Origin of the sequence: Pseudaminobacter soli (ex Li et al. 2025), assembly GCF_029892515.1 — a bacterium.
GTDB classification, from domain to species: Bacteria; Pseudomonadota; Alphaproteobacteria; order Rhizobiales; family Rhizobiaceae; genus Pseudaminobacter; species Pseudaminobacter soli_A.
The window spans coordinates 123,572-146,317 of record NZ_JARXVF010000005.1 but is presented as its reverse complement, the minus strand read 5'-3'; the positions used below and the strand labels follow the sequence as shown (position 1 = coordinate 146,317).

The window sequence follows — 22,746 nt, the reverse complement described above, 5'->3', positions numbered from 1 at the left end:
GAACGTCCAACTTGCCGGGTTGCGTTCAGACCCAGCCCATCAGTTCGCGGCGCGTGATCGCCTCGATGACGGCCATGCCTTCGGCGCTGTCGTTCAGGCAGGGAATGTGGGAAAAGTTCTTGCCGCCGGCATGATGGAATATCTCGGCGTTCTCGCCGGCGATCTCCTCCAGCGTTTCGATGCAGTCGGACGAGAAGCCGGGATTGATGATGGCGATGGATTTCACGCCTTCCTTGGCCAGTCGCTCGACCGTCTTGTCGGTATAGGGCTGGAGCCATTCCTGCGCGCCGAAGCGGGACTGGAAGGTGGTCATGAGCTTCTTGTCGCTCATGCCCAGCCGCTCGCGCAGCAGGCGCGTCGTCTTCACGCAGTGGCAGTGATAGGGGTCGCCCTTCTCGAAATAGGGTTTTGGAATACCGTGGTAGGAGGCGAGGATGACCTCCGGCTCGAAGTCGAGCCCGGCGAGGTGCTGCTCGATGGAGCGCGCCAGCGCCTCGATATAGACCGACTCGTCGTAATAGGCAGGCACCGTGCGGATCGACGGCATGGCCCGGATCTTCATCAGGGCGCGGAACAGCTGGTCGCTAGCGGTCGCCGTGGTGGTGGCCGAGAACTGCGGATAGAGCGGGAACATGACGATGCGGTCGCAGCCCTGCGCTATCAGCTTCCCGACTGCGCTTTCGGTCGAGGGAGTGCCGTAGCGCATGCCCCATTCGACGATGACGTCGGGCAGGTCGCGCAGCGCTTCGGCGAGCTTTTCGCCCTGTGAACGCGTGTAGGTGCGCAACGGGGATTCGTCGCGCTCGGTGTTCCAGATCTTCTTGTAGTTATCGCCTGACTTCCTCGGGCGCGTATTGAGCACGATACCGTGAAGGATCGGGTACCACAGGATCTTCGGCATCTCGATGACGCGCGGATCGGACAGGAATTCCCGCAGGTAGCGACGCATCGACTTGGTGTCGGTGCCGTCGGGCGTGCCGAGATTCACCAGGAGCACGCCGACCTTGCCCTTGCGCACCGCCGGGTGGCCGGCGGGAAGGGGCCCAAGCGCCTTGCTGGTCTTGTCGTCGATCGGGGTGGTCATGTCCATTCGGTCTCTCCGCAATGCGCAATACGTAGTCGAATGGCGCAACCGTTCAATGTCGCGTCTGGCCGCACCGTAAAGCGAAAACCCGCCCGTGGGAAACGGGCGGGTTTTGCCTATAGACTGCGCCGGGCGCTTATTGGGCGGCCGGTATCTTCAGCGTTCCGCCGACAGGCAGGTTCCGCGCCGGATATTTGTTGGCCTTGGCGATAGCCCGCCACTTGCCGCCATTGCCATAGGCCGCCTTGGCAATGTCCCAATAGGTGTCGCCGACGGTGATTACGTGGCTGTCACCGGCCTTGGGTCCGGCCACCGTGGGCTTGATTACCGCCGCAGGCTGGAGTGCCTCGGCCGGCTTGGCGGCTTCGGTTGCCGGAGCCGTTTCCGCCGGCTTGGCGGCATCGGCGGGAGCAGCCTCGGTCTGTACCGCCTGCGCCACTTCCGTGATGCGGCCCTCGATCTTTGGCGTGTAGGGTCGGTGCGCGGTCAGATAATCGGCTACGACCTGCTCCAGGTTCGGGCCGTAGTCATAGGCGTTCTTGGCCTTCTCGGCGAAGATCTTGTAGCCGTCGCCGCCCTGGCGGACATAGTTGTTGGAGGCGACCAGATAGTCCTTGCTCGGGTCGATCGGCGCCCAGTTTCCGTTTTCCTGAACCTCGACGGATTTTATGCGGCTCTGAGGCGGGGCCGATCTGTCGAAGGAATATTTCAGGCCGGCGACCTGCGCGAAGCGACCGCCGCCTTCCTCAAGCTGGCTTGCACCATTCTCAAGCGCGGCGACCAGGTCCTTGCCCGATATCTGGAAGGTGGCGATGGTGTTCTGGAAGGGCAGAACGGTCAGCACCTCGCCCATGGTGACGGGGCCCTGGTCGATCGAGGCACGCAGGCCACCACCATTGATGAGGACCATGCTGACGCCCTGGCCCTTCACCCGTTCGAGCACGGCGTCGGTGACCAGGTTGCCCATGGCGCATTCGCGCGTGCGGCAGCTTTCGCGGCTGCCGTCGATAGGTGCGGTCGTCTCGCCGACCTCCTTGACCTTCAGCTCCTCGATTGGCGCGCCAAGCTCCTTGATGCGTTTCAGCACACCCTCGTCGGGCTTGATCTTGGCGTCGAGATAGATCGGGTCGCCGCTGGCTTCCTTGACAACGCCGTTGTCGTCGAACACCACCTTGAACTCGCCGAGATATTTCGAATAGGAGGCCGCCTGCGTGACCGGCACCTTGTAGCCGCCGGGATTGTCGACCATCGTCGGGTAGGGGCCCTCGGCCTTGGGATCGGTGTTCGACAGCAGCGAATGCGTATGACCGCCCACGACCACGTCGATGCCCGGGATCTTTGCGATCATTTCCTTGTCGCGCGGATAGCCGACATGGGTGAGCGCGATGATCTTGTTGACGCCCTGCGCCTTCAGCTTCTCGACCTCGGCGGTGATGGTCTTGATGTCGTCCTCGATGGTGATGTTGGGGCCGGGCGAAGAAATCTCCGGGGTTTCGGTGGTCACCGCGCCGATGATGCCGATCTTCTGGCCGCCGACCTCGAGCACCTCGGAGGGCTTGATGCGATCGCCCACCTTGGCCGCAGCACTTGCCTGCACATTGGCGCTCAGCACGGGAAACTGGATGACGTCCAGAAAGGGCGCCAGCGCGTCCTCGCCATCGTCGAACTCGTGGTTGCCCACGGTCATGGCGTCGAACTTCATCTGGTTCAGGAACTCGGCTTCGGCCTTGCCCTTGTATGTGCTGTAGAACAGCGAGCCCTGGAAATTGTCGCCGCCGTTCAGCAGCAGAACATTCTCGCCCTCCAGCTTCTTGCGCTCCTGGGCGATTGCGGTGACCAAGCGGGCCGCGCCGCCGATGCACTCGTCCTTGGCCTCTTCCTCGGCCGAACAGGTCGACTCGAATTTGTTGTTCGATTCGATGCGGCTGTGCCAGTCGTTGATATGCAGGATATGCAGAGTGTAGTCGGCAAAGGAGGCGCCGGTGGAAAGGGCGATTGCCGATGCGGACAAAGCCACGAGGGCCGCGAATCTTTTCATGATCTGTCTCCCCGGGTGATACTAGCGATATAAAACCCGCCCATGACCGTAATGCTACGGCAGACCGGCATGTTCACATCGGGGTCTGGCTGACGCAAGCGGATTTGCGCCAGTGTAAGGCGGCGGCCGGACAAGCTCGGGGGAAGATCAGCCTTCGAAAGGCCGCAGGCCGTACGGCCTCCCCACGATAGGGAGGCGCAAATATATGTGCCGCCGTTTCCGGCGCTTGGATCAGCCGGTGATCGGGCGCCGCGTCATCACGAACTGCTGGCCGCTGGAGCTGGTGCAGTTCAGCTGGTTGGCCGTCGCCAGTGCGCAGTTGACGTTGCTGGTGGTCTGGCGGATCAGCGAGCGCATGGTGATTTCCACGTTGCGGGCATCGACCATGCGGTAGCTGCCGTCGGCCAGCTTGTTGCCGGTGTCGAGAGCATTGGTCTCGAAGGCGCCGCCGGAGAAGCGCGAAACGGCAACGCCGTCCGTGCTCAGCCACTCGCCTTCAACGCCGCCACGCGGAGCCACGCCCACGGGGCCGCCGTTGATGACGTCCGGTCCCGCACCCACGCAGCCGGCGAGCGCCGCTGCTGCAGCCGCAATCGCGGCGACTGAAATCAGATTGCGCGCAATCGTCATGGTTAAAAAATCCTCTCCTCAGTCCGCATCGAGATGAGCAATCGCCCGATTTCCGGGCGATTGCAAGGCATAGCTGGTATGCCTGCTGCTTGGGTCCGGAATTAACGGACGAGTATGTTACGGAACTGCCACGGGTCCTGGGTGTCGATGTCTTCCGGGAACAGGCCGGGACGGCCCTCCAGCGGCGTCCAGTCGGTGTAGACCCCCGTCATGGTTCCCAGATAGGGGCGCTGTACCTCGAGGCAGCGGTGGTAGTCGATCTCGTCGGTCTCGACGATGCCGGCTTCCGGGTTCTCCAGCGCCCAGACCATGCCGGCCAGAACGGCCGAGGTCACCTGCAGGCCGGTGGCGTTCTGGTAGGGGGCAAGCTTGCGCGCCTCTTCGAGCGTCAGCTGCGAGCCATACCAATAGGCATTCTTGGCGTGGCCATAGAGCAGAACGCCGAGTTCATCCTTGCCTTCCACCAGCTCGTTCTCGTCGAGCACGTGCTGGACCGGCTGTGCATTTCCGGCAGCGCCGAACATCTCGTACATCGACAGGATCGCGTCGTTGCAGGGGTGGTAGGCGTAGTGGCAGGTCGGGCGATAGCTTGCCGTCCCGTCCGCTCCGCGCACGGTGAAGAAGTCGGAGATCGAGATTGCTTCGTTGTGGGTCACCAGAAGGCCGTATTGAGCGCCGGGGGTCGGGCACCAGGTGCGCACGCGGGTGTTCCCGCCGGGCTGCTCGAGGAAGATGGCGGCCTTGGGGCCGGTCTGGTGCTGCTTGGCGTTCGCAGGCATCCACTTCTCATGCGTGCCCCAGCCGAGTTCGGACGGCTGAAGCCCTTCGGAGATGAAGCCTTCCACCGACCAGGTGTTCCAGAAGACGTTGAGCGGCTTGGGGTCGCGGGTAAGCTGCGTGTCGCGCTCGGCGATGTGGATGCCCTTCACGCCGACCTTCTGCATGAGCTTGGCCCAGCCGTCACGGTCGCTTGCCGCCGGTTCGGTGAAGTCCAGTCCGATATCCTTGGCGAGATTCACCAGCGCCTGCTTGACGAACCACGACACCATGCCGGGATTGGCGCCGCAGCAGGAAACGGCGGTGGTGCCGCCAGGCTGCTCGCGCACTTCCTTACGAACGGTCTCACGCAGCGCATAGTTGGTGCGCGAGGCATTGTCTGCCTCGGTGTCGAAATAGAAGCCCAGCCAGGGCTCGACGACGGTGTCGATGTAGAGCACGCCGAGCTCGCGGCAGAGGCGCATCAGCTCGAGCGAGGAGGTGTCGACCGAGAGGTTGACGCAAAAACCCTGGCCCTCGCCCTTGGTGAGTAGCGGCGTCAGCAGTTCGCGATAGTTTTCCTTGGTCACGGCCTCCTTGAGGAAGGCAATGCCGCGCTCGTCGAGGAGATGGCGGTCGGTGTCGCGCGGATCGATGACCGTCATGCGCGACTTGTCGAATTTGAAATGGCGCTCGATGAGTGGAAGTGTTCCCCGGCCGATCGAGCCAAAGCCGATCATCACCACGGGACCGCTGATTTCACCGTAAACGGGCCATTTGTCATTCGCCATTCTTTATCCACTCCATTAGGGGTTGCGCAGCCGGCTCGCCTGTCTGGCCGACCGCCAATTGCCAGAACACAGAACGTCGTCACAATAAAGGGGAAATCGTTGACCCACTTATGACGACGCTGCGATTTTCCCCAGTACCGCAACCAGCCGGTCACGGTCGGCGGTCAGGCCCTTGTAGTCGAGCTGGGCTTCGTCGAGCGCTGCAAGCTGGCTGGCGAAAGACGCGGCAATGCTTGCCCGGTCCGGGTGGCGAGACAATACAGTCAGCGGATCGAGATAGATGCGGATGGTGAAGAGGATGTCGCCCGAATTCGGCAGCTTGCGCAGCGTCTGCCGCTCGACGCGCATGAAGGCCTGGGCGGCAAGCTCGTCGTCACTGAATTCCGACGGCCGGTTGGTGGCGCGGTAGATGCGTTGCGCATTGGAGAATGGCAGATAGAGGTCCTTGCTCGCCTGCAGCGACCAGTTGAAGCGCTGCACCGGCTGCTCGACCGCGAGATTGTCGAAGATGCGCTGGATGAGATCGGCCGTGCGGGTGCCGCGGCCGAAAGCGGGCACCGGCTCGTGGATGTCCTGCAGCGAGCGCCCGAATTTCTCGCCGAGCACCCATGCGGACGGGAAGCAGAGCGAGCCCGCCACGAGACGCCATCCGTCGTCACTCCGGCGCATCAGGATCAGGTCTTCAGGCACCAAAAGCGAAGCTGCGCGCAACGGCGACATGTCCGGCTGGGACGTCTCGACCTGGCGGCCGGTGCCGACGATCTCGATGCCGGAACCATTGCTGCGATAGGTTTCGGGAAAGCGCTCGACCAGATGGGGCACCAGCATATCCAGCACTTCGCGCTGAGCGTCGTGCGTGTCCGGCTCCTCGACGAAAACCTTTTCGGGCAGCGTCGCGTAAAGCCGGTCCTTCTCGGCCAGATAGGTCTCCAGGTGGGCGTCGAGCTCGATCCAGTCCGTCGGGTCGAGCGTCTTCAGTGCGATGGTGAAGGGCTTGGTTGACCCGTCATAAGGCGTATGTCTGGGCATTTCGTTCAAGGCTGTCTGTTCTCCCTCTCGGAGCGAAAGGACGCTCCAAATTTTGTTTTTGAAGCATGACCTTGTCCGAAAAGTCTGCAACTTTTCGGGATCATGCTTTGGCTGCGGGCGAGATAAGCAGCCCGGCAAAAAGGGCGCAAGCCGGAGACGACTAGGCCAGCCAGGCGGAGATCAGGCCACGCAGCGAGTTGCCGACATAGAGGGCGCGCGCCTTGCGCAGGTCATCCGGGGTCAGAACGGCTTCCGACGCCTTGCCGATGTCGAGCATTTCGGCGCGCAGGACGCCGGCGAGCAGGCCGCAGCCGAGCCGCGGTGTCTTGAAGGGGCCGTTGCCGGTATCGGCGAAGATCGAGGTGATCGTCCCTTCACAGACTTCGCCCGCTTCATTGAGCAGGATCACCTCGTCCGCCGCGTCGCGCGAAAACTCGGCGCTGGCGGCCTCGTAAGTCTCGCGCTTCGTCGTCTTGTGGCGCAGCAGGGCATCGGCGGAATCGAGGCGCGTGCTTGCGATCGCCAGCTTCCAGACCGTGTCCGCGGGCAGGGGGATGAAGGGCTGGATGGTGACGTTGGGCTGCCCCGTCCGGCCTAGCGTCAGCCTGACCCGCAGCGGCGCGTCGCCACCGACGCTGCGCACCAGCGCTTGCTCCACCTGCGGCCTTTCGAAAGCAAAGCCAAGCTCGCGTGCGGACGCTTCCAGCCGCGCCAGATGCCGGACGATGCGCACAAAACCTTCCGCCGGCTCCCAACGCAGCGTCTCGATCAGCTCGAAGCTGGCGGGGTTCCCGTCGCGAAGCGCGCTTTCAGAAGACATTCCGCATATTCCTCCTCAGCGGTGGAATCGAAGACCACGCCGCCGCCAACATTGTAGATGGCTTCGCCGTCCGGGTAGAGCGAGATGGTGCGAATGGCGACCGAAAAGCGCATGGTGCCGCCCGGAGCGATCCAGCCGATGGCGCCGCAATAGGCGTCGCGCGGGGTGCCCTCCAGTTCGCGAAGGATCTCCATCGCCCGGATCTTGGGCGCGCCGGTGATCGAGCCGCAGGGGAAAAGTGCAGCGAAGATGCGCGCGATCGGCAGGTCCGGAAGAAGCTTAGCGCGCACGCTGCTCACCATTGTGTGCAGCGTGGGATAGGTCTCGATCTTGAAGAGTTCCGGCACGTCGAGCGAGCCGACCTCGCTGACCAGCGAGATGTCGTTGCGTAGCAGGTCGACGATCATGCGGTTTTCGGCCTGGTTCTTCGGATCGTTGCGCAGGAACTCGCGCTGCGCCTCGTCCTCGGCCGGGGTCTTGCCGCGCGGGGCAGTGCCTTTCATGGGATGGGTTTCGATCCAGCCATCCGCATCGACCTGGAAGAACAGTTCCGGCGAACGCGACAGCACGACCGGATTTCCGAGCGAAACCAGCGCGCCGTATTTCACCGGCTGGCGCTCGGTCAGCGCATCGAAGGCGGCGAGCGGATCGCCGGACCACTGTGCGCGGATCGGAAAGGTCAAATTGCCCTGGTAGCAATCGCCAAGTCGCAGGTGCCGGTGCAGTTGCGCAAACCGGCTCTCATAGTCGGCGAGCGACCATGTCGCCCTCGCGTCGAAGATAGGGCCGTTGCTGGCGGACCCGCGCGAAGTGGCCAGGTCAGTTTCCGATGGGCCGTCGAACACGCCAAGGCAGATCAGCGGCGCGCGGCGCCCCTCGGGCAGGATCGGGCGCAGCTTGGGCTCGAGCAGATAGCCGGCCTCATAGGAAAAATAGCCGGCAAGCCATTTGCCCGCATCATGCGCGGCCTGCATCGCATCCAGCGCCGGAAAGAAGCTTTCCGGCGTGTCGGCGACGATGATCTCATGCGGCCGGTCGAACAGCAGTTCGTGGCCGGCGGAATCGTCTCGGAAAAGGACGAAGGGCGCTGCAGGCATTGGCTATTCCGTGAAGGCAGCCGGAAGCGGCCTTACTCCAGGGCTTCCAGCTCGTCGATGAGGTTGCTGATGACGCCAAGCCCGATCTGCCAGAAGCCGGGGTCGGAGGCATCCAGGCCGAACGGCTTCAGCAGTTCGGAATGATGCTTGGTGCCGCCGGCGCGCAGCATGTCGAAATACTTGTCCTGGAAGCCGCGCTCCGCATTCTGGTAGACCGCATAAAGCGAGTTCACCAGGCAGTCGCCGAACGCATAGGCGTAGACGTAGAACGGCGAGTGGATGAAGTGCGGGATATAGGTCCAGAAGGTCTCGTATCCGTCGCGCAGCTTGATTGCGGGCCCGAGGCTCTCGGACTGCACCTCCAGCCAGAACTGGCCGACGCGGTCCGAGGTCAGCTCGCCATTGCGGCGCTCGGTGTGCACCTTGCGCTCGAATTCGTAGAAGGCGATCTGGCGCACGACCGTGTTGATCATGTCCTCGACCTTCTGTGCGAGCATGGCCTTGCGCTCGCGCTTGTCGGTCGTCTGGTCCAGCAGCGAACGGAAAGTCAGCATCTCGCCGAACACCGAAGCGGTCTCGGCGAGCGTCAGCGGCGTTGATGCCATCAGCGCGCCCTGGCCGCCGGCCAGAACCTGGTGCACGCCGTGGCCAAGCTCGTGAGCGAGCGTCATCACGTCGCGCGGCTTGCCCATGTAGTTGAGCAGCACATAGGGGTGCGCCGAGGGCACGGTGGGATGCGCGAAGGCACCCGGCGCCTTGCCGGGACGCACCGGCGCATCGATCCAGCGGCGGTCGAAGAAGGTGCGTGCGATATTGGCCATGTCGGGCGAAAACCGTCCATAGGCCGACAATACCGTATCCTTCGCCTGGTCCCATCCAATCGTCGCCTGCGGTGTTTCGGGTAGCGGCGCGTTGCGGTCCCAGTGGTTCATGGTCTCCATGCCGAGCCAGCGCGCCTTCATCGCATAATAGCGATGCGACAGGCGCGGATAGGCTTCGCGAACGGCGGATGCCAGCGCATCCACGACGCTGCGCTCGACGCGGTTGGCAAGGTGGCGGGAGTCGGCGATGTCCTCGAAGCCGCGCCAGCGGTCGGAGATTTCCTTGTCCTTGGCAAGCGTATTGGTGATCAGCGTGAAGGTGCGGAGATTTTCCTTGAAGGTCTTGGCCAGGGCCTCGGCCGCCTTGCGCCGAACCTCGCCGTTGGGATCCTGCAGCCGGTTGAGCGTCGGCTCCAGCGACAGCTCCTCGCCGTCGATGTCGAAGCGCAGGTCGGTCATCGTCTCGTCGAAGAGACGGTTCCAGGCGCCGCGGCCAGTGATCGACTTTTCGTGGAACAGCTGCTCGATGCGGTCCTCGAGCTGGTAGGGCTTGTCCTTGCGCAGGTCCAGCACCCAGGGCCGGTAGTGGCCGAAGGCCGGGTCGGCGTCGAGCGCGGCAATCAGGTGAGCGTCTTCGATCAGGTTGAGCTCCAGCGCGAAGAACAGCAGATGCGCGCTGGCGTCCGTCATCTTTTCCTGGACGTCGCCATAGAGCTTGGCGCGCTGCGGATCGGCGGTGTTGCCGGCATAGACGAGCCCTGCATAGGAGGCGATGCGGCCGATCAGTTCCTCGATCGCCTCATAGGCGACTAGCGCCTCGCCCAGCTTGCCTTCGCTGCCCTTCTGGGCTTCGGCGGCCAGCTTGCCCTTCCACTGCGTCTCGAAGGCGATGGCGTCGTCGGCCGCCTTCTGCAGGTCGCGCTTCAGCTCAGGCGCGTCCATGCTCGCGTAGAGGTCGGTGAGATCCCATTCCGGCAGGTCACCCAGATCCGTTGCGCCGTGACCGGAGACCAGAGGAGCGGCGTTCCGCTCCGCAACTATGCGCATCGCATTACCTTCCAACTTCAAGACGGGGAAAAGACCGGCAAAATCATAAGGCTTCATTCACCGGCTTTTTTGAAACCTTATTTAGAACCCTGTGCCAGGATGATCCATACGGCAACAACGCTCTCTATCGCGATTCTCCGAATAATTCATGTCTGCTTGTATACTCATAGTCGATGACGATCCTGTGCAGCGGCGTTTGCTCGAAGCAGCCGTCACCAAGTTCGGCTATCGGGCCATCGTGACGGACGGCGGCGAGGCGGCGCTGAAAGTGCTCGATGGCGCCGATGCGGGCAACGTCTCGGTGGTCATCCTCGATCTTTCCATGCCCGGCATGGACGGGATCACCGTGCTCCAGACTATGCGCAAGCGCGGCATCCAGCTGCCGGTGATCGTGCAGACGGCGCAAGGCGGCATCGAGACGGTGGTTTCGGCCATGCGCAACGGAGCTTTCGACTTCGTCATCAAGCCGGCATCGCCGGAGCGGCTGAAGACGGCGGTCGCCAACGCGCTCAAGGTCGAGGCGCTCGGCGGCGAGGCACCGCGCTCGACGCGCAGCGGCGGCGTGCTGACCTTCAAGGACATGGTGACGGGAAGCCCGGCGATGGAGCGCGTGATCCGGCTGGGCCAGAAGGCCGCGGCCTCCAACATCCCGATCCTGATCGAGGGCGAATCCGGCGTCGGCAAGGAACTGGTCGCCCGGGCGATCCAGGGCTCCAGCGGGCGTCGGTCGAAGCCGTTCGTGACGGTCAATTGCGGCGCGATCCCGGACAATCTGGTCGAGAGCATCCTGTTCGGCCACGAAAAGGGCTCGTTCACGGGCGCGACCGAGAAGCACGCCGGAAAATTCGTCGAGGCGCATACGGGCACGCTGTTCCTGGACGAGATCGGCGACCTGCCACTGGACGTGCAGGTCAAGCTGCTGCGCGCGGTGCAGCAGGGCGAGGTCGATCCCGTGGGCGGCCGCTCGACGGTCAAGGTCGATATCCGGTTCATCTCCGCGACGCATCGCAACCTGCTGCAGCAGGTGAAGGACGGAAAGTTCCGCGAGGACCTGTTCTATCGGCTCAATGTCTACCCGATCTTCGTGCCACCGCTCCGCGAACGCCGCGAAGACATTGCGGCCCTGGTGCGGCATTTTCTCGCAAATGTCGCGCCATCGCAGCCGCGCGGGCGCATCATGGACATTTCCGCTCGCGCGCTTTCGATGCTCCAGGCCTATGACTGGCCGGGCAATATCCGCCAGCTCGAAAACGCCGTCTTCCGTGCTTCGGTGCTGTGCGAAGGCAATGTGCTGACCGAGGAGGAATTCCCCCAGATCAGGGCGCAGGTTGAAGGCGCGGTCGTGCTGAGCGAGCGGTCCGACGATGCCGCTCCGCAGCGGTCGGAACAGGTCCCGCTGTCGCAGCCTGTGGAGGCGAGCCGGGATGCACCGCAGCACGCGGAGCCCGCAGGCCGCAACGGTTTCGGGCTGCTGAAGGCGGTGGACGAGCGCGGCAATGTTCGCCCGCTTGCCGATGTGGAACTGGACATGATCAGGCTGGCCATCGACCATTATAATGGCCAGATGAGCGAGGTGGCCCGCAGGCTGGGCATCGGACGCTCGACTCTTTATCGCAAGCTTAAGGAATATGGCATCGACCCGGAGACCGGGCGAGCAGAAAGGCTGGCCTCGTAAATTCGATCTAGCTCTGTGAAGGGCACGCCTTTTAACTGGTCATTTACCGTGATTTCTACGGCTATGATTTGCCGGGATATCGCCATGGTGTCACCGCATTTGGACTTCAATAAGCAGTGATTAACCATTAGAATTGATATTCGGACGACAAAGCACTCGTCGTCCGGGGTTCAAATCCGGGGACAAACGGCACTCTATAGGGCCTTTTGATTTGATTAGTATCGAGCGACCCAAAAACAGGCGCGATCTCGAACCGTTCGGCTGGCGCAAGCTGCTGGCCTCTTCGTTGATCGCTTTCGGTTTCCTCACGATGGTGGCCTCGGCGGCCAGCGCCGAGACCAGAAGTCTGAAGCTCTATTTCGTTCATACCGGCGAGAAGAAGGAAATCACCTTCAAGCGCAATGGGCGGTTTGATCCGGCAGGCCTTGCCGATCTCAACCGGTTCCTGCGCGACTGGCGCCGCAATGAGCCGACCAAGATGGATCCCAGGCTGTTCGACCTGATCTGGGAAGCCTATCAGGCTTCGGGGTCCCACGAATATATCCACGTCGTTTCGGGCTATCGCTCGCCGGCCACCAACTCGATGCTGCGCAGCCGCAGCAAGATGGTCGCCGAAAAGAGCCAGCATATGCTCGGCAAGGCGATGGACTTCTATCTGCCTGATGTGCCGCTCAAGCGGATGCGCGAGATCGGCCTCAAGATGCAGGCCGGCGGCGTCGGCTACTATCCGACCTCCGGCTCGCCCTTCGTGCATTTTGACGTCGGCAATGTGCGCCACTGGCCGCGCATGAGCCGCCAGGAACTGGTCGCGGTGTTCCCGAACGGCAAGACCCTGCACGTACCGAGCGATGGCAAGCCGCTGCCCGGCTTCGAGGAAGCGCTGGCCGCCTATGAAGCCCGCAGGGGCAGTGGCGACCTCGCTGTTGCCTTGGCAAGCGGCAGTACCAAGAGCACGAAGCGCTCCCGCGGACTTCTGGCTGCCCTGTTCGGCGGCGGCGGATCGGACGACGAGGAAGACAGCTCTCCGGTCGTAGCCTCGGCAGCACCAGCTCCGAAGGCCAGCGTCAGGCAGGCGCCTACCGTTACCACGGTTGCGGCTCCGGCTCCGGCCAAGGGCGGTATCCAGATCCTGTCGCCTGACGAAGCGCAGCGCGCCGAGATTCCGGGCGTGGATGCGGCCGAACAGCAGCCGCAGCCTGCACAGGCGCCTGAAACCATAGTAGCCGCGCTGCCTGCGCGTGGGGTGCCGTTGCCGGCGCTCGCGCCGCGGCCGAAGGGTGAGGTGGGCGCCGAGGCGGTTGCCGCAGCGACCCCCGAAACCGTTCCCTTCGGCATGGCGCAGGACCCGCTCCAGGGATCGCCCGGCGCACAGGCGCAGGCCGTAGCCCTCAATATTCCGTTGCCGACGCACCGGCCCGACTACACGCCGCCGGCCGAGCCGGCGAAGCCGACGCAGGAAGCGATGCTTCTGGCTCTGGCCGAGACGGACAAGGGCAAGCTCGCCAACATTCCGCTGCCGATGAGCCGTCCGACGGCGGCCTCGGATAGCGCGGAGATGGTGGTGGCGGCTCTGCCGCAGGCTCGCCCGACCTTGCCGGAGCCGGCCAAGGTGGCTCAGCCTGAGGAGGCAGCCGCCGTCCAGGCCGAGATCAAGGCGAACAAGGAGCGCATGGCTGCCTTGGCCACCAGAGCCGCCGAGCCCGCCACGATGGTTCCCGATGTTCCGGCCGAACCTGTCGCGCCGACGTCCGGTGCCAAGACCACGCCCAAGACCGCCCGTGCCGCGGCCCAGGACGCCAAGCCTGACCGCAAGTCGGTCACCCTGGCCGCTGCTCCGGAAGCTGCGCGCTGGGTGCTGCACAAGGACTATGTCGCCAAGGCTTCGGAAGGCACCACGGCGCCGTCCTTCGCCTACAACATCGTCCGCACGGCTCCGCGCGAGGTCTATACGGCTGGTTTCCAGAAGAGCAGCCAGGTGGCGGATGCCAGCCGCTTCACGGGCAAGGCCGTGCAGTTCCTGTCAGTGGCTCGTTTCGAGACCAATTGACGGGCTTGGCCTGACACCAGAGCCAAAAAAAGCGCCGGCAAGTCCGGCGCTTTTTCGTTTGGGCGAAGTGTTTTTCCGATTGCGGAAAGCCGGCTCAGGCCTTCCGCAGGGTCGTGGCTTCGCGGGCGAGAGCTTCAATCGCGCCCCAGTCGCCGGCCTTCACCAGATTGTCCGGCGCCACCCACGAACCGCCCACGCAGATGACATTGGGCAAAGCGAGATAGCTGGCCGCATTGCCGGCCGATACGCCACCCGTCGGGCAGAAGCGGATGCCTGCGAAAGGCGAGGCAAGCGCCTTGAGGAAGGCCGCACCGCCCGCCTGCTCAGCCGGGAAGAACTTCAGGAAGTCCAGCCCGGCATCGCGCGCGGTCATGATCTCGCCTGGTGTGATGGCGCCCGGCAGCAGTGGGACCGGGCTGTCGTTGGCCGCACGGAGAAGCTCGCGCGTCACCCCCGGGCTGACGATGAACTTCGAGCCCGCCTCGGCGGCCTGCTCGAAGTGGCGCGGATCGAGGATGGTACCGGCGCCGACGATCGCGTTCTCGACCTCGCCGATCACGCGACGGATCGCCTCCAGCGCGTCAGCCGTCCTCAGCGTGATCTCAATGGCGCGCAGGCCGCCTTTTGCCAGTGCGCGGGCCAGCGGTACGGCATCGGCCACATTGTCGATCTTCAGCACCGGAATAACCGGCTGGCCGTCGAGGAGAGAAAGGAGCTTGTCGGTCTTGCTGGACATAAGGTTCTCTGAAGCGTGACAGGAATTTCAACCGATTTAGCAGAGGCAGTCCCGCAAGTCACGGAGACAAAGTGTGTCACCGCCGCAGAAGCATTGCCTTGAGCCCGTTCCACCAACCGCCGAGAGCGCTCTGAGGTTCCGACACCCGACCCGGCAGGGCCACGGATGGCGAGATGTTTTTGCCGACGTTGGAGGCGTCGCCGGGCGGCAGGCTGCCAGGCCGCGATTGGCTGGCGATTTCGCTGCTTGCCTTGTAGCGCCCATATGCGGCGGCGATTTTCGTGTGATAGCCGTTCTTGCGATAGTCCGGGCCGTTGTAGCCGCGGGCAAAGGCGGTCCAGTCCCGGTCCCGAAGCGCGGCGGTCAGCCCGGCCTTGTCGATGTAACCCGCCATCAGGCGTATCTGCCCGGCGATGCCGCTGCGCGCCTCGGCGACCAGCGCATCGACATTCGCATAGTCGAGCCACGCCCAGTGGGCACCCATGACCTGGCCCACGCCCCAGGAGACGGATTCATAGGCCGCCTTGCGATCGATTTCGGCCGCGCGGGCCAGAAGTCGCCACCGCGCCTCTTGTGTGCGTGGATTGGCAACCGCGCCGGCGGCCGGCGCGGAGAGGCCGAGTGCCCGCGCCTTGATCTGGTTGACGGTCGAAAGTCGCCGGTCGAAATAGTGGCCCTCGAAGCGGATCAGGGGCTCGTTGCGCCCATCCACACGGGCATAGGCCTGGCCGCCGCTTTCCACTTCGGCAATGGCCAGCAATGCTTCGGCCTCGATGCCGAGCGATCGGGCGGCGGCCCGGATTTCGTCGATGATTTCCTGTGTGAACATGATCTTGGCGTCTCCCTGTGGTGCGCCAATTCTGCTTCCGCTCCGTTGGCGGGGGATAAAACCCGGCGCAGGTGCGGGGCGTCGCCTGATTAGCCGCTTCGGCAAGCCGTTGCGGCAAAAGGCTTTCTCGAGGCGTCTTGAAACAAATCTCCGCAGGCGCTACTGCCCCATTCAATGAATTCATCCACGCCCCAGCAAGATTTCTGCGTCGCCGCGCTCTACCGGTTCTGCCGGCTCGAAGCATTCGAGGCTTTGCGCGAGCCGCTCGCCGCCTTCTGCTGCTCGCACGGCATCAAGGGCACGCTGCTCCTGGCCCGCGAAGGCATCAACGGCACGGTCGCCGGGACCGACGAGGCCATCGCCGGCCTGATCGCCTGGCTGGAGGCGGTTCCCGAATTCGCTGGGCTGGAGCTCAAATACAGCCGCGCAGACGAGATGCCGTTCCACCGCATGAAGGTGCGGCTGAAGCGCGAGATCGTGACCATGGGCGTCGAGGGCATCGACCCGCTGGACGGCACCGGCGCCTATGTCGAGGCGAAGGACTGGAATGCGCTGATCGCTGACCCAGACACGATCGTCATCGACACGCGCAACGACTACGAAGTCTCGATCGGCACGTTCCGCAACGCGGTCGATCCCAAGACCAGCAGTTTCCGCGAGTTTCCCGACTGGGTCGAGCAGCACCGTGGTGACCTTGAGGGCCGCAAGGTGGCCATGTTCTGCACCGGCGGCATTCGCTGCGAAAAGGCGACCGCCTATGTGAAGTCGCTCGGCATCGAGGACGTGTTCCACCTCAAGGGCGGCATCCTGAAATATCTGGAAGAAGTGCCGGCCGAGCAAAGCCTCTGGGACGGCGAGTGTTTCGTCTTCGACGAGCGCGTGGCCGTGTCGCATGGGCTGGAGCAGGGCGTTTCCGTGCTCTGCCGTGCCTGCCGCCATCCGCTTGCGCTTGAAGAGCAGGCCTCACCGCATTTTATCGAGGGCGTCTCCTGCCCGCATTGCCATGAAGTGCGCACCGACGAGGACCGCGCGCGCTATGCCGAACGGCACAAGCAAGTGGAACTCGCGGCCGATCGCGGCGTTCGGCATATCGGCAGCTGATCGGACCAATCCTCTTTCATAGGCAGCGCGCGGTCACAAATTGTCACCGCCGCATTGCAATGCCACTTTGCGCTGCCTACCTCACCGGCACCCGAAACAGTCCGCCAGCTGCGGACCCAAATTCCGGAGGCCCGAATGTTGGATCCCAAGAAGCTGCTTGACGATCTGCTTGGCTCGAAGGTGCCCGGCACCGAGTCGACCGTACGCGAAAAAGCCGACCAGGCAACACAGCTTGCAAAGGACAACCCGTTGGCGGCCGGTGCGCTGGTCGCGGTTCTGTTGGGGACCGGGCCCGGGCGCAAGGTTGCAAAATCGGCGTTGAAGCTCGGCGGCCTCGCCGCCGTGGCGGGCCTCGCCTACAAGGCCTACCAGAGCTACCAGAACGGCGGCAAGCCGGCGCCCGCAGGCGTGCATGAGCCGGAACTGCTGCCGGCCCCGGAAGATACCAGTTTCCATCCCTCGCAGGCGCCGCAAGGCGAAAGCGAGTTCGCGCTGGCGCTGGTGCGCACCATGATTGCCGCCGCCAAGGCCGACGGCCATGTCGATGACGAAGAGCGCCGCAAGATCGCCGACAAGATCGCCGGCTCCCACATCGGGCCCGATGCGGAGAGCTTCCTGCTAGGCGAGCTGGCCCGGCCGCTCGACATCGACTCGCTGGTCGCGGCCGCCCACACAGACGCCCAGAAGATCGAGCTCTACACCGCCGCCCGGATGACCATCGAGCCGCACACTCGCGCAGAGCGTGGCTTCCTCGACATGTTGGCAGGAAGGCTCAAGCTGCCGGATGCGCTGGTCGATCATATCGAGGCGACAGTTTCGGCCGCCAAGGTGCCCGGCGGGGTCGAAGAAAGCGCGGCGAGCGCCTGACTGCCGCGATTTGCGCATTAAGATTCCGTTAACCTTTCAAGCGCATCATTTTCATCATTCGGATCCGCTATCCTCCTCCCAAGCGGAATTCCCATCTTAGGGCGGTCGCCAATGACCGCCCTTTTTGTCTGCCGAAACCGCTTCAATCGCTTGCCTGACCGGCCCGCTTTTGCGATGCCTCGCTACCGAAAGGGAGGCTCGAAATGGCAAACAGCAAGATTGCAATCGTCACCGGTTCAGGCACCGGTATCGGCAAATCCGTCGCAACCGCACTTCTGAAGGCAGGCTGGAACACGGTTTTCGTCGGCCGTCGGAAATCCGTCCTCGACGACGCGATCGCAGCTGCCGGCCCCTGCGAGGCAAAGGCGCTGGCGGTGGCCTGCGACATTTCCAGGGCCGATCAGGTCGATGCGCTGTTTGCCGAAGTGATAAGCACGTTCGGCCGCGTGGACCTGCTCTTCAACAATGCCGGCATGGGTTACAAGTCGACCTTGATCGACGAAATCTCCGTCGATGTGTGGGAGGACGTGGTCGGCGTCAATCTCACCGGCTCGTTCCTGTGCGCGCGGGCAGCCTTCGGGGCCATGCGCCGGCAGAGCCCCCAGGGTGGCCGCATTATCAACAATGGGTCTGTCTCTGCGCACGCGCCGCGCCCGGGCTCGGTGCCCTACACCACGACCAAGCACGCCATCACCGGCCTCACCAAGACGCTCGCGCTCGACGGGCGACCCTTCGACATCGCCTGCGGCCAGATCGACATCGGCAACGCCCTGACCGAAATGGCCGTGCCGATGACCCAGGGCGTACCGCAGGCCAACGGAACGATTGCGCCGGAGGCGGTGATGGATGTGGAACGCGTGGCCGAAGCCGTTCTTTACATGGCCGGGCTGCCGCTCGACGCCAATGTGCTGTTCATGACGGTGATGGCAACCAATATGCCTTATGTTGGACGGGGCTGACCTAGATATTTTAATCATAAAATTTCATGCTTGAAATGTAATCCCGGGAGTGCGATCCTTCCCAAAAACAAGGGGAAGGCGGGCTCCGCCAACAAGGGACGAGTTGCATGACGCAAGCTGACAATCCTGCACAGGGCGCTCAGATGGAGTTCCGCGGGCGCATGTCGTATGGCGACTATCTTCAGCTGGACAAGGTGCTCACGGCGCAAGAGCCGCTCTCGACCGCGCATGACGAGCTCTTGTTCATCATCCAGCACCAGACCTCCGAACTCTGGATGAAGCTCGCCATCCACGAAATGCGTTCGGCCATCGTGGCGATCCGCGAGGACCGCCTGCAGCCGGCCTTCAAGATGCTGACCCGCGTGGCGCGGATCTTCGAGCAGCTGAACAGCGCCTGGGACGTGCTGCGCACGATGACGCCCAGCGAATACACGCAGTTCCGCGGCTCGCTCGGCCAGTCGTCGGGCTTCCAGTCCCATCAGTACCGGGCGATTGAGTTCCTGGCCGGCAACCGCAACCTGCCCATGCTGAAGCCGCATGAGCACAAGCCCGAGGTCCTCGCCGAGCTGGAAGAAATTCTCGCTGGCCCCAGCCTCTATGACGAAGCCTTGCGGCTTCTGGCGCGCCACGGCTTTGACATCGGTGCGGATGTGGACCGTTCCAACTTGCGCGAGACGCGCGCTGAGAACGACCAGGTGCTGAATGCCTGGAAGGAAGTGTACCAGGACCCGGCGCGCTACTGGATGCTCTATGAGCTTGCCGAGAAGCTGGTCGACTTCGAAGACTATTTCCGGCGCTGGCGCTTCAACCACGTCACCACTGTCGAGCGCATCATCGGCCTGAAGCGCGGCACCGGCGGCACCTCCGGCGTGTCCTATCTGCGCAAGATGCTGGAGGTCGAGCTGTTCCCGGAACTCTGGAAGGTGCGGACCGCGCTCTAGGGCAGGACTGGGGAGGAGGGCAGGGAGGCCCGGCGATCCAAAGCCATCAACAAAGACGAAGAACTGATATCGGAGACAATTCATGACCACCGCCACCATTCACGAAGTGCTGCATCCGGCAAACTGGAAGCCGGCCAAGGGCTATGCGAATGGCATCCTTGCGGATGGCCGCGTCGCCTATCTCGGCGGGCAGATCGGCTGGAACGCCGATCAGGTCTTCGAGGAAAAGGATCTGGTGGGCCAGACCCGGCAGACGCTGCAGAACATCGTAGATGTGCTGAAGGTAGCCGGCGGCCGGCCCGAGCACATCGTCAAGCTCACCTGGTACATCACCGACAAGAAGGAATACCTTGCGAACCTGCGCGAGATCGGCGCCGCCTATCGCGAGGTGCTGGGTAAGCATTTCCCGGCAATGGCCATGGTGCAGGTCGTGGCGCTGATGGAAGACGAGGCCAAGGTCGAGATCGAGGCGACGGCCGTGCTGCCGCGCTAAGCGGTTCACTCAGCCGATAGATAGAGGATTTGCGGCGGGCTGGTCCCGCCGCTTTCTTTTCAGCGTAGCCAGTCGGCCAGCGAGGGGCGGAAATTGCCCGCGCGGCCTTTCATGGCTTCGGCTGCGCACATCGAGTTCAGCACCGCTTCCTGCGTTGCCTCGGTGGCGGCGCGGAACAGCTTGTCGATGCGGTTCTCGTTCAGCGCGCGCATCGAGATGAGATCGCTCTTCTCGTCGTGGTCGATGGTGGTCGCGGTGGTGAAGCCGATGGCGATGTCGCCGCTGCCATGGCCCCAGAAAGCCCCGAGCCGCGCAAGACCCGCGCCGCAGCGACGCGTGACGCGCTTGAGCTGGCGGTGTTCCAGCGGCACATCGGTGGCAAGGATGATGATGACCGAGCCCTTCTCGGCCTCCTTTGCGGAGTTAGGCGAGGGGCGGCGGCCGTCCGGCAGCACCAAATCGCCGGCGCGGCCGAAATTGGAAAGCACCAGCGCGCCGAGATGGAAGGTCTGGCCGTCCAGTTCGAACCTGCGCGACGAGGTGCCGATGCCACCCTTGAAGCCGAAGCAGGTCATGCCTGTGCCGGCGCCAACATTGCCCTGCTCGACAGTGCCTTCATGTGCGTTCGCCAGCGCCAGCCGAGCATGTTCTTCGGTGACAGCCATCGCCTGGATGTCGTTCAGCGGCCCGTCATTGCATTCGCAAACCACGGGGTTCACCGTCGCCGTCTGGCGGCCGATGTCGGGATTGGCGGCGATCGCCTCGCGGATCAGCGCATTGGCGCATGTGCCGACGCCAAAGGTGTTGGTGAGCAGGATCGGCGTTTCGAGCGTGCCGAGTTCGTCAATCTGCACCAGCCCCGTGCTCTTGCCGAAGCCGTTGATGACGTCGCTCGCCGCCAACACCTTCTTGCGATAGAGATTGCCGGCATGCGGCAGCACTGCCGTCACGCCGGTGTTGATGTCGCCCTCGTGGATCGTGTGGTGGCCGACGCGCACGCCGGGCACATCGGTGATCGCGTTCTTTTCGCCCGTGGGAAGAATTCCGCAGACGATGCCAAAATCCCGTGCGTTCACCGATGTCACCTCGATCTTTCCAAATACCAGCCTTTACAGGCGGCCGGCTTCCACGATGCGCTTGAGGAAGGCTTGCGTACGCTCGCCCTGGGGGTTGCCGAAGATCTGCTCCGGCGGGCCTTCCTCATAGACCTTGCCGGCCTGCAGGAAACACACCTTGTCCGCGACTTCGCGGGCAAAGCCCATTTCGTGCGTGGCGAGCACCATGGTCATGCCGTTCTTGGCCAGATCGCGCACGATGTCCAGAACTTCCGAAACCAGTTCGGGGTCCAGCGCCGAGGTGATCTCGTCCAGAAGCAAGAGCGTGGGGTCCATCATCAGCGCGCGCACGATGGCGACGCGCTGCTGCTGGCCGCCGGAAAGACGGTCGGGATATTCGTCCGCCTTGTGTCCCAGCCCGATGCGGGCCAGCAGAGCCTTGCCCTTCTCGACCGCTTCCCCCCGCGACATGTTCAGCACCTTGGTCGGCGCCAGCGTGACGTTCTCGATCACGCTCATATGCGGGAAGAGGTTGTAGCCCTGGAAGACGATGCCGATCTCGCGGCGCAGGGCGTCGAGATCCACGCCGGGGCCGGTCACCCGGTCGCCGTGCAGGCGGATCTCGCCTTCGTTGATCGTCTCCAGACGGTTGATGCAGCGCAGCAGCGTGGACTTTCCGCAGCCCGAAGGGCCGATCAGGCAGACCACCTGATGCTCCTCGATGTCGAGCGAGATGCCGGAGAGAACCTCCACCGCGCCGTAGCGCTTGTATGCCTTGTCGATTTCGACCAGTGCCATCTTTTTCAATCCATCCGTTCGAGGGTCAGGAGCGCATCTTCTTGCGGTCGCGTTCGATCAGCTTGTCGACGAAGCGCGCCTGCGGGATCGTGATGACGATGAAGAGGATGGCGACGGTGGTGACGGCGGAGAGGTTGAAGTTGTTGCTGGCGATGATCTTCGACTGGTTGAAGGCGTCGATCGTGCCGATGATGGCAACCAGCGCGGTGTCCTTCTGCAGGCTGATGCAGTTGTTCATCAGCGGGGGAATGATGCCGCGCACGGCCAGCGGAACGACCACGTAGCGCATGGTCCTGAAGTAGGACAGGCCGAGTGAGCGGGCCGCCGCGATCTGGCTCGGATGCACGCTTTCGATGCCGGCGCGATAGACCTCGGAGGTGTAGGCGCCATAGGTCAGCGTCAGCGCGATGATCGCGTAGGCGTTGGAGGAAAGGTCCTTCAGGATCGGCAGGCCGGTAAGCGGCAGGCCGAAGCCGATGAGATAGATGGTGATGATCGCCGGCAGGCCGCGGAACAGATCGCCATAGATGATGGCGAGCGTGCGGATCGGCTTGCCTGCTTCGCCGGGGAGTGTGCGCGCAATGGCGACGACGAGTGCCCAGACAAGGATCAGGATGCCGGAAACCACGAAGATGAAGATGTTCGTGCCGAAGGCCTTGAGCACGGCGCCGGCGGATTTGACGATCAAGTTGACGTCGAAGAACGTCCGGCTCACGGCCGCGTCGTTGACGACAAAGAACCATGCGAGCGTACAGACGATGAGCAGCGCCGCGGCGTAGGCGAGCGCCTTCCAGGAAGCGTCCGAGGCCTTGGCCCCCAGTTCGCGTCCCAGGTAGATATCGGAAGCTTTTCCAGCCTGCGACGACCACGATACGGCGCGGGCGGCTTGCACCACGACAGCCAGCGGCAGGAGGCAGGCGAGGGCCGCCACCACGGTCACTGGAGTTGCCGACCAGGCTTCCGCGATCACGAAGGCGCGGATGTAGTAGGCCGTGTAGGCGAGAGCGGCGAGGGTGAGGAGCGTGAACAGCAGAACGCCGAAAGTGCGCTTGCTATAGGTTCGGACCTGGTTGCGAGCGCGCCATCTGCTGGCGCGCTCGTCCTTGGCTTCGAGAGCCGATGTGGACATGAA

General features: G+C 63.5%; 20 protein-coding genes. 7 read left to right on the top strand and 13 right to left on the bottom strand.

The window, feature by feature from the left end:
- Positions 1-25: 25 nt before the first annotated feature.
- From hemH to M2281_RS20270, 8 genes are all read right to left on the bottom strand, one after another.
- Positions 26-1,090 (bottom strand): ferrochelatase, encoded by a 1,065-nt coding sequence (gene hemH / locus M2281_RS20305; protein WP_280823001.1) that lies wholly within the window; start codon positions 1,088-1,090, stop codon positions 26-28.
- 130 nt (positions 1,091-1,220) lie between these two features.
- The gene (locus M2281_RS20300; protein ID WP_280823000.1) at positions 1,221-3,122 is read right to left on the bottom strand and encodes a bifunctional metallophosphatase/5'-nucleotidase; all 1,902 of its coding nucleotides are present in this window, start codon (positions 3,120-3,122) and stop codon (positions 1,221-1,223) included.
- A 231-nt stretch (positions 3,123-3,353) separates the two neighbouring features.
- Entirely contained in the window at positions 3,354-3,752 is a 399-nt protein-coding gene (locus M2281_RS20295) for a hypothetical protein (protein ID WP_280822999.1), read from the bottom strand.
- A 101-nt stretch (positions 3,753-3,853) separates the two neighbouring features.
- Entirely contained in the window at positions 3,854-5,299 is a 1,446-nt protein-coding gene (locus M2281_RS20290; protein WP_280822998.1) for a homospermidine synthase, read from the bottom strand.
- A 108-nt stretch (positions 5,300-5,407) separates the two neighbouring features.
- Positions 5,408-6,328, bottom strand: a complete 921-nt coding sequence (locus tag M2281_RS20285; RefSeq protein ID WP_280823215.1) for a heme-dependent oxidative N-demethylase family protein — start codon at positions 6,326-6,328, stop codon at positions 5,408-5,410.
- A gap of 160 nt (positions 6,329-6,488) precedes the next feature.
- Positions 6,489-7,148, bottom strand: a complete 660-nt coding sequence (locus M2281_RS20280; RefSeq protein ID WP_280822997.1) for an aminotransferase class IV family protein — start codon at positions 7,146-7,148, stop codon at positions 6,489-6,491.
- Positions 7,097-8,245, bottom strand: coding sequence for an aminodeoxychorismate synthase component I (locus M2281_RS20275; protein WP_280822996.1), 1,149 nt, complete (start codon positions 8,243-8,245; stop codon positions 7,097-7,099). Before M2281_RS20275 ends, M2281_RS20280 begins: the two co-directional genes overlap by 52 nt.
- 32 nt (positions 8,246-8,277) lie before the next feature.
- The gene (locus tag M2281_RS20270; RefSeq protein ID WP_280822995.1) at positions 8,278-10,113 is read right to left on the bottom strand and encodes a M3 family oligoendopeptidase; all 1,836 of its coding nucleotides are present in this window, start codon (positions 10,111-10,113) and stop codon (positions 8,278-8,280) included.
- A gap of 148 nt (positions 10,114-10,261) precedes the next feature.
- On the opposite strand from M2281_RS20270, the gene M2281_RS20265 reads away from it, so the two are divergent.
- Both M2281_RS20265 and M2281_RS20260 read left to right on the top strand, forming a co-directional pair.
- Positions 10,262-11,788: a sigma-54-dependent transcriptional regulator gene (locus tag M2281_RS20265; protein WP_280822994.1), complete on the top strand. Its 1,527-nt coding sequence runs from the start codon at positions 10,262-10,264 to the stop codon at positions 11,786-11,788.
- Positions 11,789-12,098: 310 nt separating this feature from the next.
- The gene (locus M2281_RS20260; RefSeq protein WP_280823214.1) at positions 12,099-13,835 is read left to right on the top strand and encodes a DUF882 domain-containing protein; all 1,737 of its coding nucleotides are present in this window, start codon (positions 12,099-12,101) and stop codon (positions 13,833-13,835) included.
- Between the two features lie 94 nt (positions 13,836-13,929).
- On the opposite strand, the gene M2281_RS20255 is transcribed toward M2281_RS20260, so the two are convergent.
- Together M2281_RS20255 and M2281_RS20250 are read right to left on the bottom strand one after the other, a co-directional pair.
- Positions 13,930-14,571 (bottom strand): 2-dehydro-3-deoxy-phosphogluconate aldolase, encoded by a 642-nt coding sequence (locus M2281_RS20255; protein ID WP_280822993.1) that lies wholly within the window; start codon positions 14,569-14,571, stop codon positions 13,930-13,932.
- 76 nt (positions 14,572-14,647) lie between these two features.
- Positions 14,648-15,400, bottom strand: coding sequence for an N-acetylmuramidase family protein (locus M2281_RS20250; RefSeq protein ID WP_280822992.1), 753 nt, complete (start codon positions 15,398-15,400; stop codon positions 14,648-14,650).
- 174 nt (positions 15,401-15,574) lie between these two features.
- Here M2281_RS20250 and M2281_RS20245 point away from each other — a divergent pair, with 174 nt between their 5' ends.
- The 5 genes from M2281_RS20245 (at position 15,575) to M2281_RS20225 (ending at position 19,761) form a co-directional block, all read left to right on the top strand.
- The gene (locus M2281_RS20245) at positions 15,575-16,501 is read left to right on the top strand and encodes a rhodanese-related sulfurtransferase (RefSeq protein WP_280822991.1); all 927 of its coding nucleotides are present in this window, start codon (positions 15,575-15,577) and stop codon (positions 16,499-16,501) included.
- 135 nt (positions 16,502-16,636) lie between these two features.
- On the top strand, positions 16,637-17,368 hold the full coding sequence (locus M2281_RS20240) for a tellurite resistance TerB family protein (RefSeq protein ID WP_280822990.1): 732 nt from the start codon (positions 16,637-16,639) through the stop codon (positions 17,366-17,368).
- Positions 17,369-17,571: 203 nt separating this feature from the next.
- A complete protein-coding gene (locus tag M2281_RS20235) occupies positions 17,572-18,327 on the top strand; it encodes an SDR family oxidoreductase (RefSeq protein ID WP_280822989.1) in 756 nt (251 codons plus the stop codon).
- Positions 18,328-18,434: 107 nt separating this feature from the next.
- Positions 18,435-19,268 carry a tryptophan 2,3-dioxygenase gene (kynA, locus tag M2281_RS20230; RefSeq protein ID WP_280822988.1) on the top strand — a complete coding sequence of 278 codons (834 nt, stop codon included), beginning with the start codon at positions 18,435-18,437 and terminating at the stop codon, positions 19,266-19,268.
- Positions 19,269-19,350: 82 nt separating this feature from the next.
- Entirely contained in the window at positions 19,351-19,761 is a 411-nt protein-coding gene (locus tag M2281_RS20225) for a RidA family protein (protein ID WP_280822987.1), read from the top strand.
- 59 nt (positions 19,762-19,820) lie between these two features.
- Here M2281_RS20225 and M2281_RS20220 read toward each other — a convergent pair whose 3' ends face one another.
- The 3 genes from M2281_RS20220 to M2281_RS20210 are packed head-to-tail and all read right to left on the bottom strand — an operon-like array spanning position 19,821 to position 22,743.
- Entirely contained in the window at positions 19,821-20,837 is a 1,017-nt protein-coding gene (locus M2281_RS20220) for a P1 family peptidase (RefSeq protein ID WP_280823213.1), read from the bottom strand.
- Between the two features lie 33 nt (positions 20,838-20,870).
- On the bottom strand, positions 20,871-21,614 hold the full coding sequence (locus M2281_RS20215; protein WP_280822986.1) for an amino acid ABC transporter ATP-binding protein: 744 nt from the start codon (positions 21,612-21,614) through the stop codon (positions 20,871-20,873).
- A gap of 25 nt (positions 21,615-21,639) precedes the next feature.
- Positions 21,640-22,743 (bottom strand): amino acid ABC transporter permease, encoded by a 1,104-nt coding sequence (locus tag M2281_RS20210; protein WP_280822985.1) that lies wholly within the window; start codon positions 22,741-22,743, stop codon positions 21,640-21,642.
- Between the last annotated feature and the right edge of the window lie 3 nt (positions 22,744-22,746).

Bases quoted from the DNA above. Each gene is read 5' to 3' on its own strand.
- hemH (WP_280823001.1), bottom strand. From the start codon at position 1,090: ATGGACATGACCACCCCGATCGACGACAAGACCAGCAAGGCGCTTGGG.
- M2281_RS20300 (WP_280823000.1), bottom strand. From the start codon at position 3,122: ATGAAAAGATTCGCGGCCCTCGTGGCTTTGTCCGCATCGGCAATCGCC.
- M2281_RS20295 (WP_280822999.1), bottom strand. From the start codon at position 3,752: ATGACGATTGCGCGCAATCTGATTTCAGTCGCCGCGATTGCGGCTGCA.
- M2281_RS20290 (WP_280822998.1), bottom strand. From the start codon at position 5,299: ATGGCGAATGACAAATGGCCCGTTTACGGTGAAATCAGCGGTCCCGTG.
- M2281_RS20285 (WP_280823215.1), bottom strand. From the start codon at position 6,328: ATGCCCAGACATACGCCTTATGACGGGTCAACCAAGCCCTTCACCATC.
- M2281_RS20280 (WP_280822997.1), bottom strand. From the start codon at position 7,148: ATGTCTTCTGAAAGCGCGCTTCGCGACGGGAACCCCGCCAGCTTCGAG.
- M2281_RS20275 (WP_280822996.1), bottom strand. From the start codon at position 8,245: ATGCCTGCAGCGCCCTTCGTCCTTTTCCGAGACGATTCCGCCGGCCAC.
- M2281_RS20270 (WP_280822995.1), bottom strand. From the start codon at position 10,113: ATGCGCATAGTTGCGGAGCGGAACGCCGCTCCTCTGGTCTCCGGTCAC.
- M2281_RS20265 (WP_280822994.1), top strand. From the start codon at position 10,262: ATGTCTGCTTGTATACTCATAGTCGATGACGATCCTGTGCAGCGGCGT.
- M2281_RS20260 (WP_280823214.1), top strand. From the start codon at position 12,099: ATGGTGGCCTCGGCGGCCAGCGCCGAGACCAGAAGTCTGAAGCTCTAT.
- M2281_RS20255 (WP_280822993.1), bottom strand. From the start codon at position 14,571: ATGTCCAGCAAGACCGACAAGCTCCTTTCTCTCCTCGACGGCCAGCCG.
- M2281_RS20250 (WP_280822992.1), bottom strand. From the start codon at position 15,400: ATGTTCACACAGGAAATCATCGACGAAATCCGGGCCGCCGCCCGATCG.
- M2281_RS20245 (WP_280822991.1), top strand. From the start codon at position 15,575: ATGAATTCATCCACGCCCCAGCAAGATTTCTGCGTCGCCGCGCTCTAC.
- M2281_RS20240 (WP_280822990.1), top strand. From the start codon at position 16,637: ATGTTGGATCCCAAGAAGCTGCTTGACGATCTGCTTGGCTCGAAGGTG.
- M2281_RS20235 (WP_280822989.1), top strand. From the start codon at position 17,572: ATGGCAAACAGCAAGATTGCAATCGTCACCGGTTCAGGCACCGGTATC.
- kynA (WP_280822988.1), top strand. From the start codon at position 18,435: ATGACGCAAGCTGACAATCCTGCACAGGGCGCTCAGATGGAGTTCCGC.
- M2281_RS20225 (WP_280822987.1), top strand. From the start codon at position 19,351: ATGACCACCGCCACCATTCACGAAGTGCTGCATCCGGCAAACTGGAAG.
- M2281_RS20215 (WP_280822986.1), bottom strand. From the start codon at position 21,614: ATGGCACTGGTCGAAATCGACAAGGCATACAAGCGCTACGGCGCGGTG.
- M2281_RS20210 (WP_280822985.1), bottom strand. From the start codon at position 22,743: ATGTCCACATCGGCTCTCGAAGCCAAGGACGAGCGCGCCAGCAGATGG.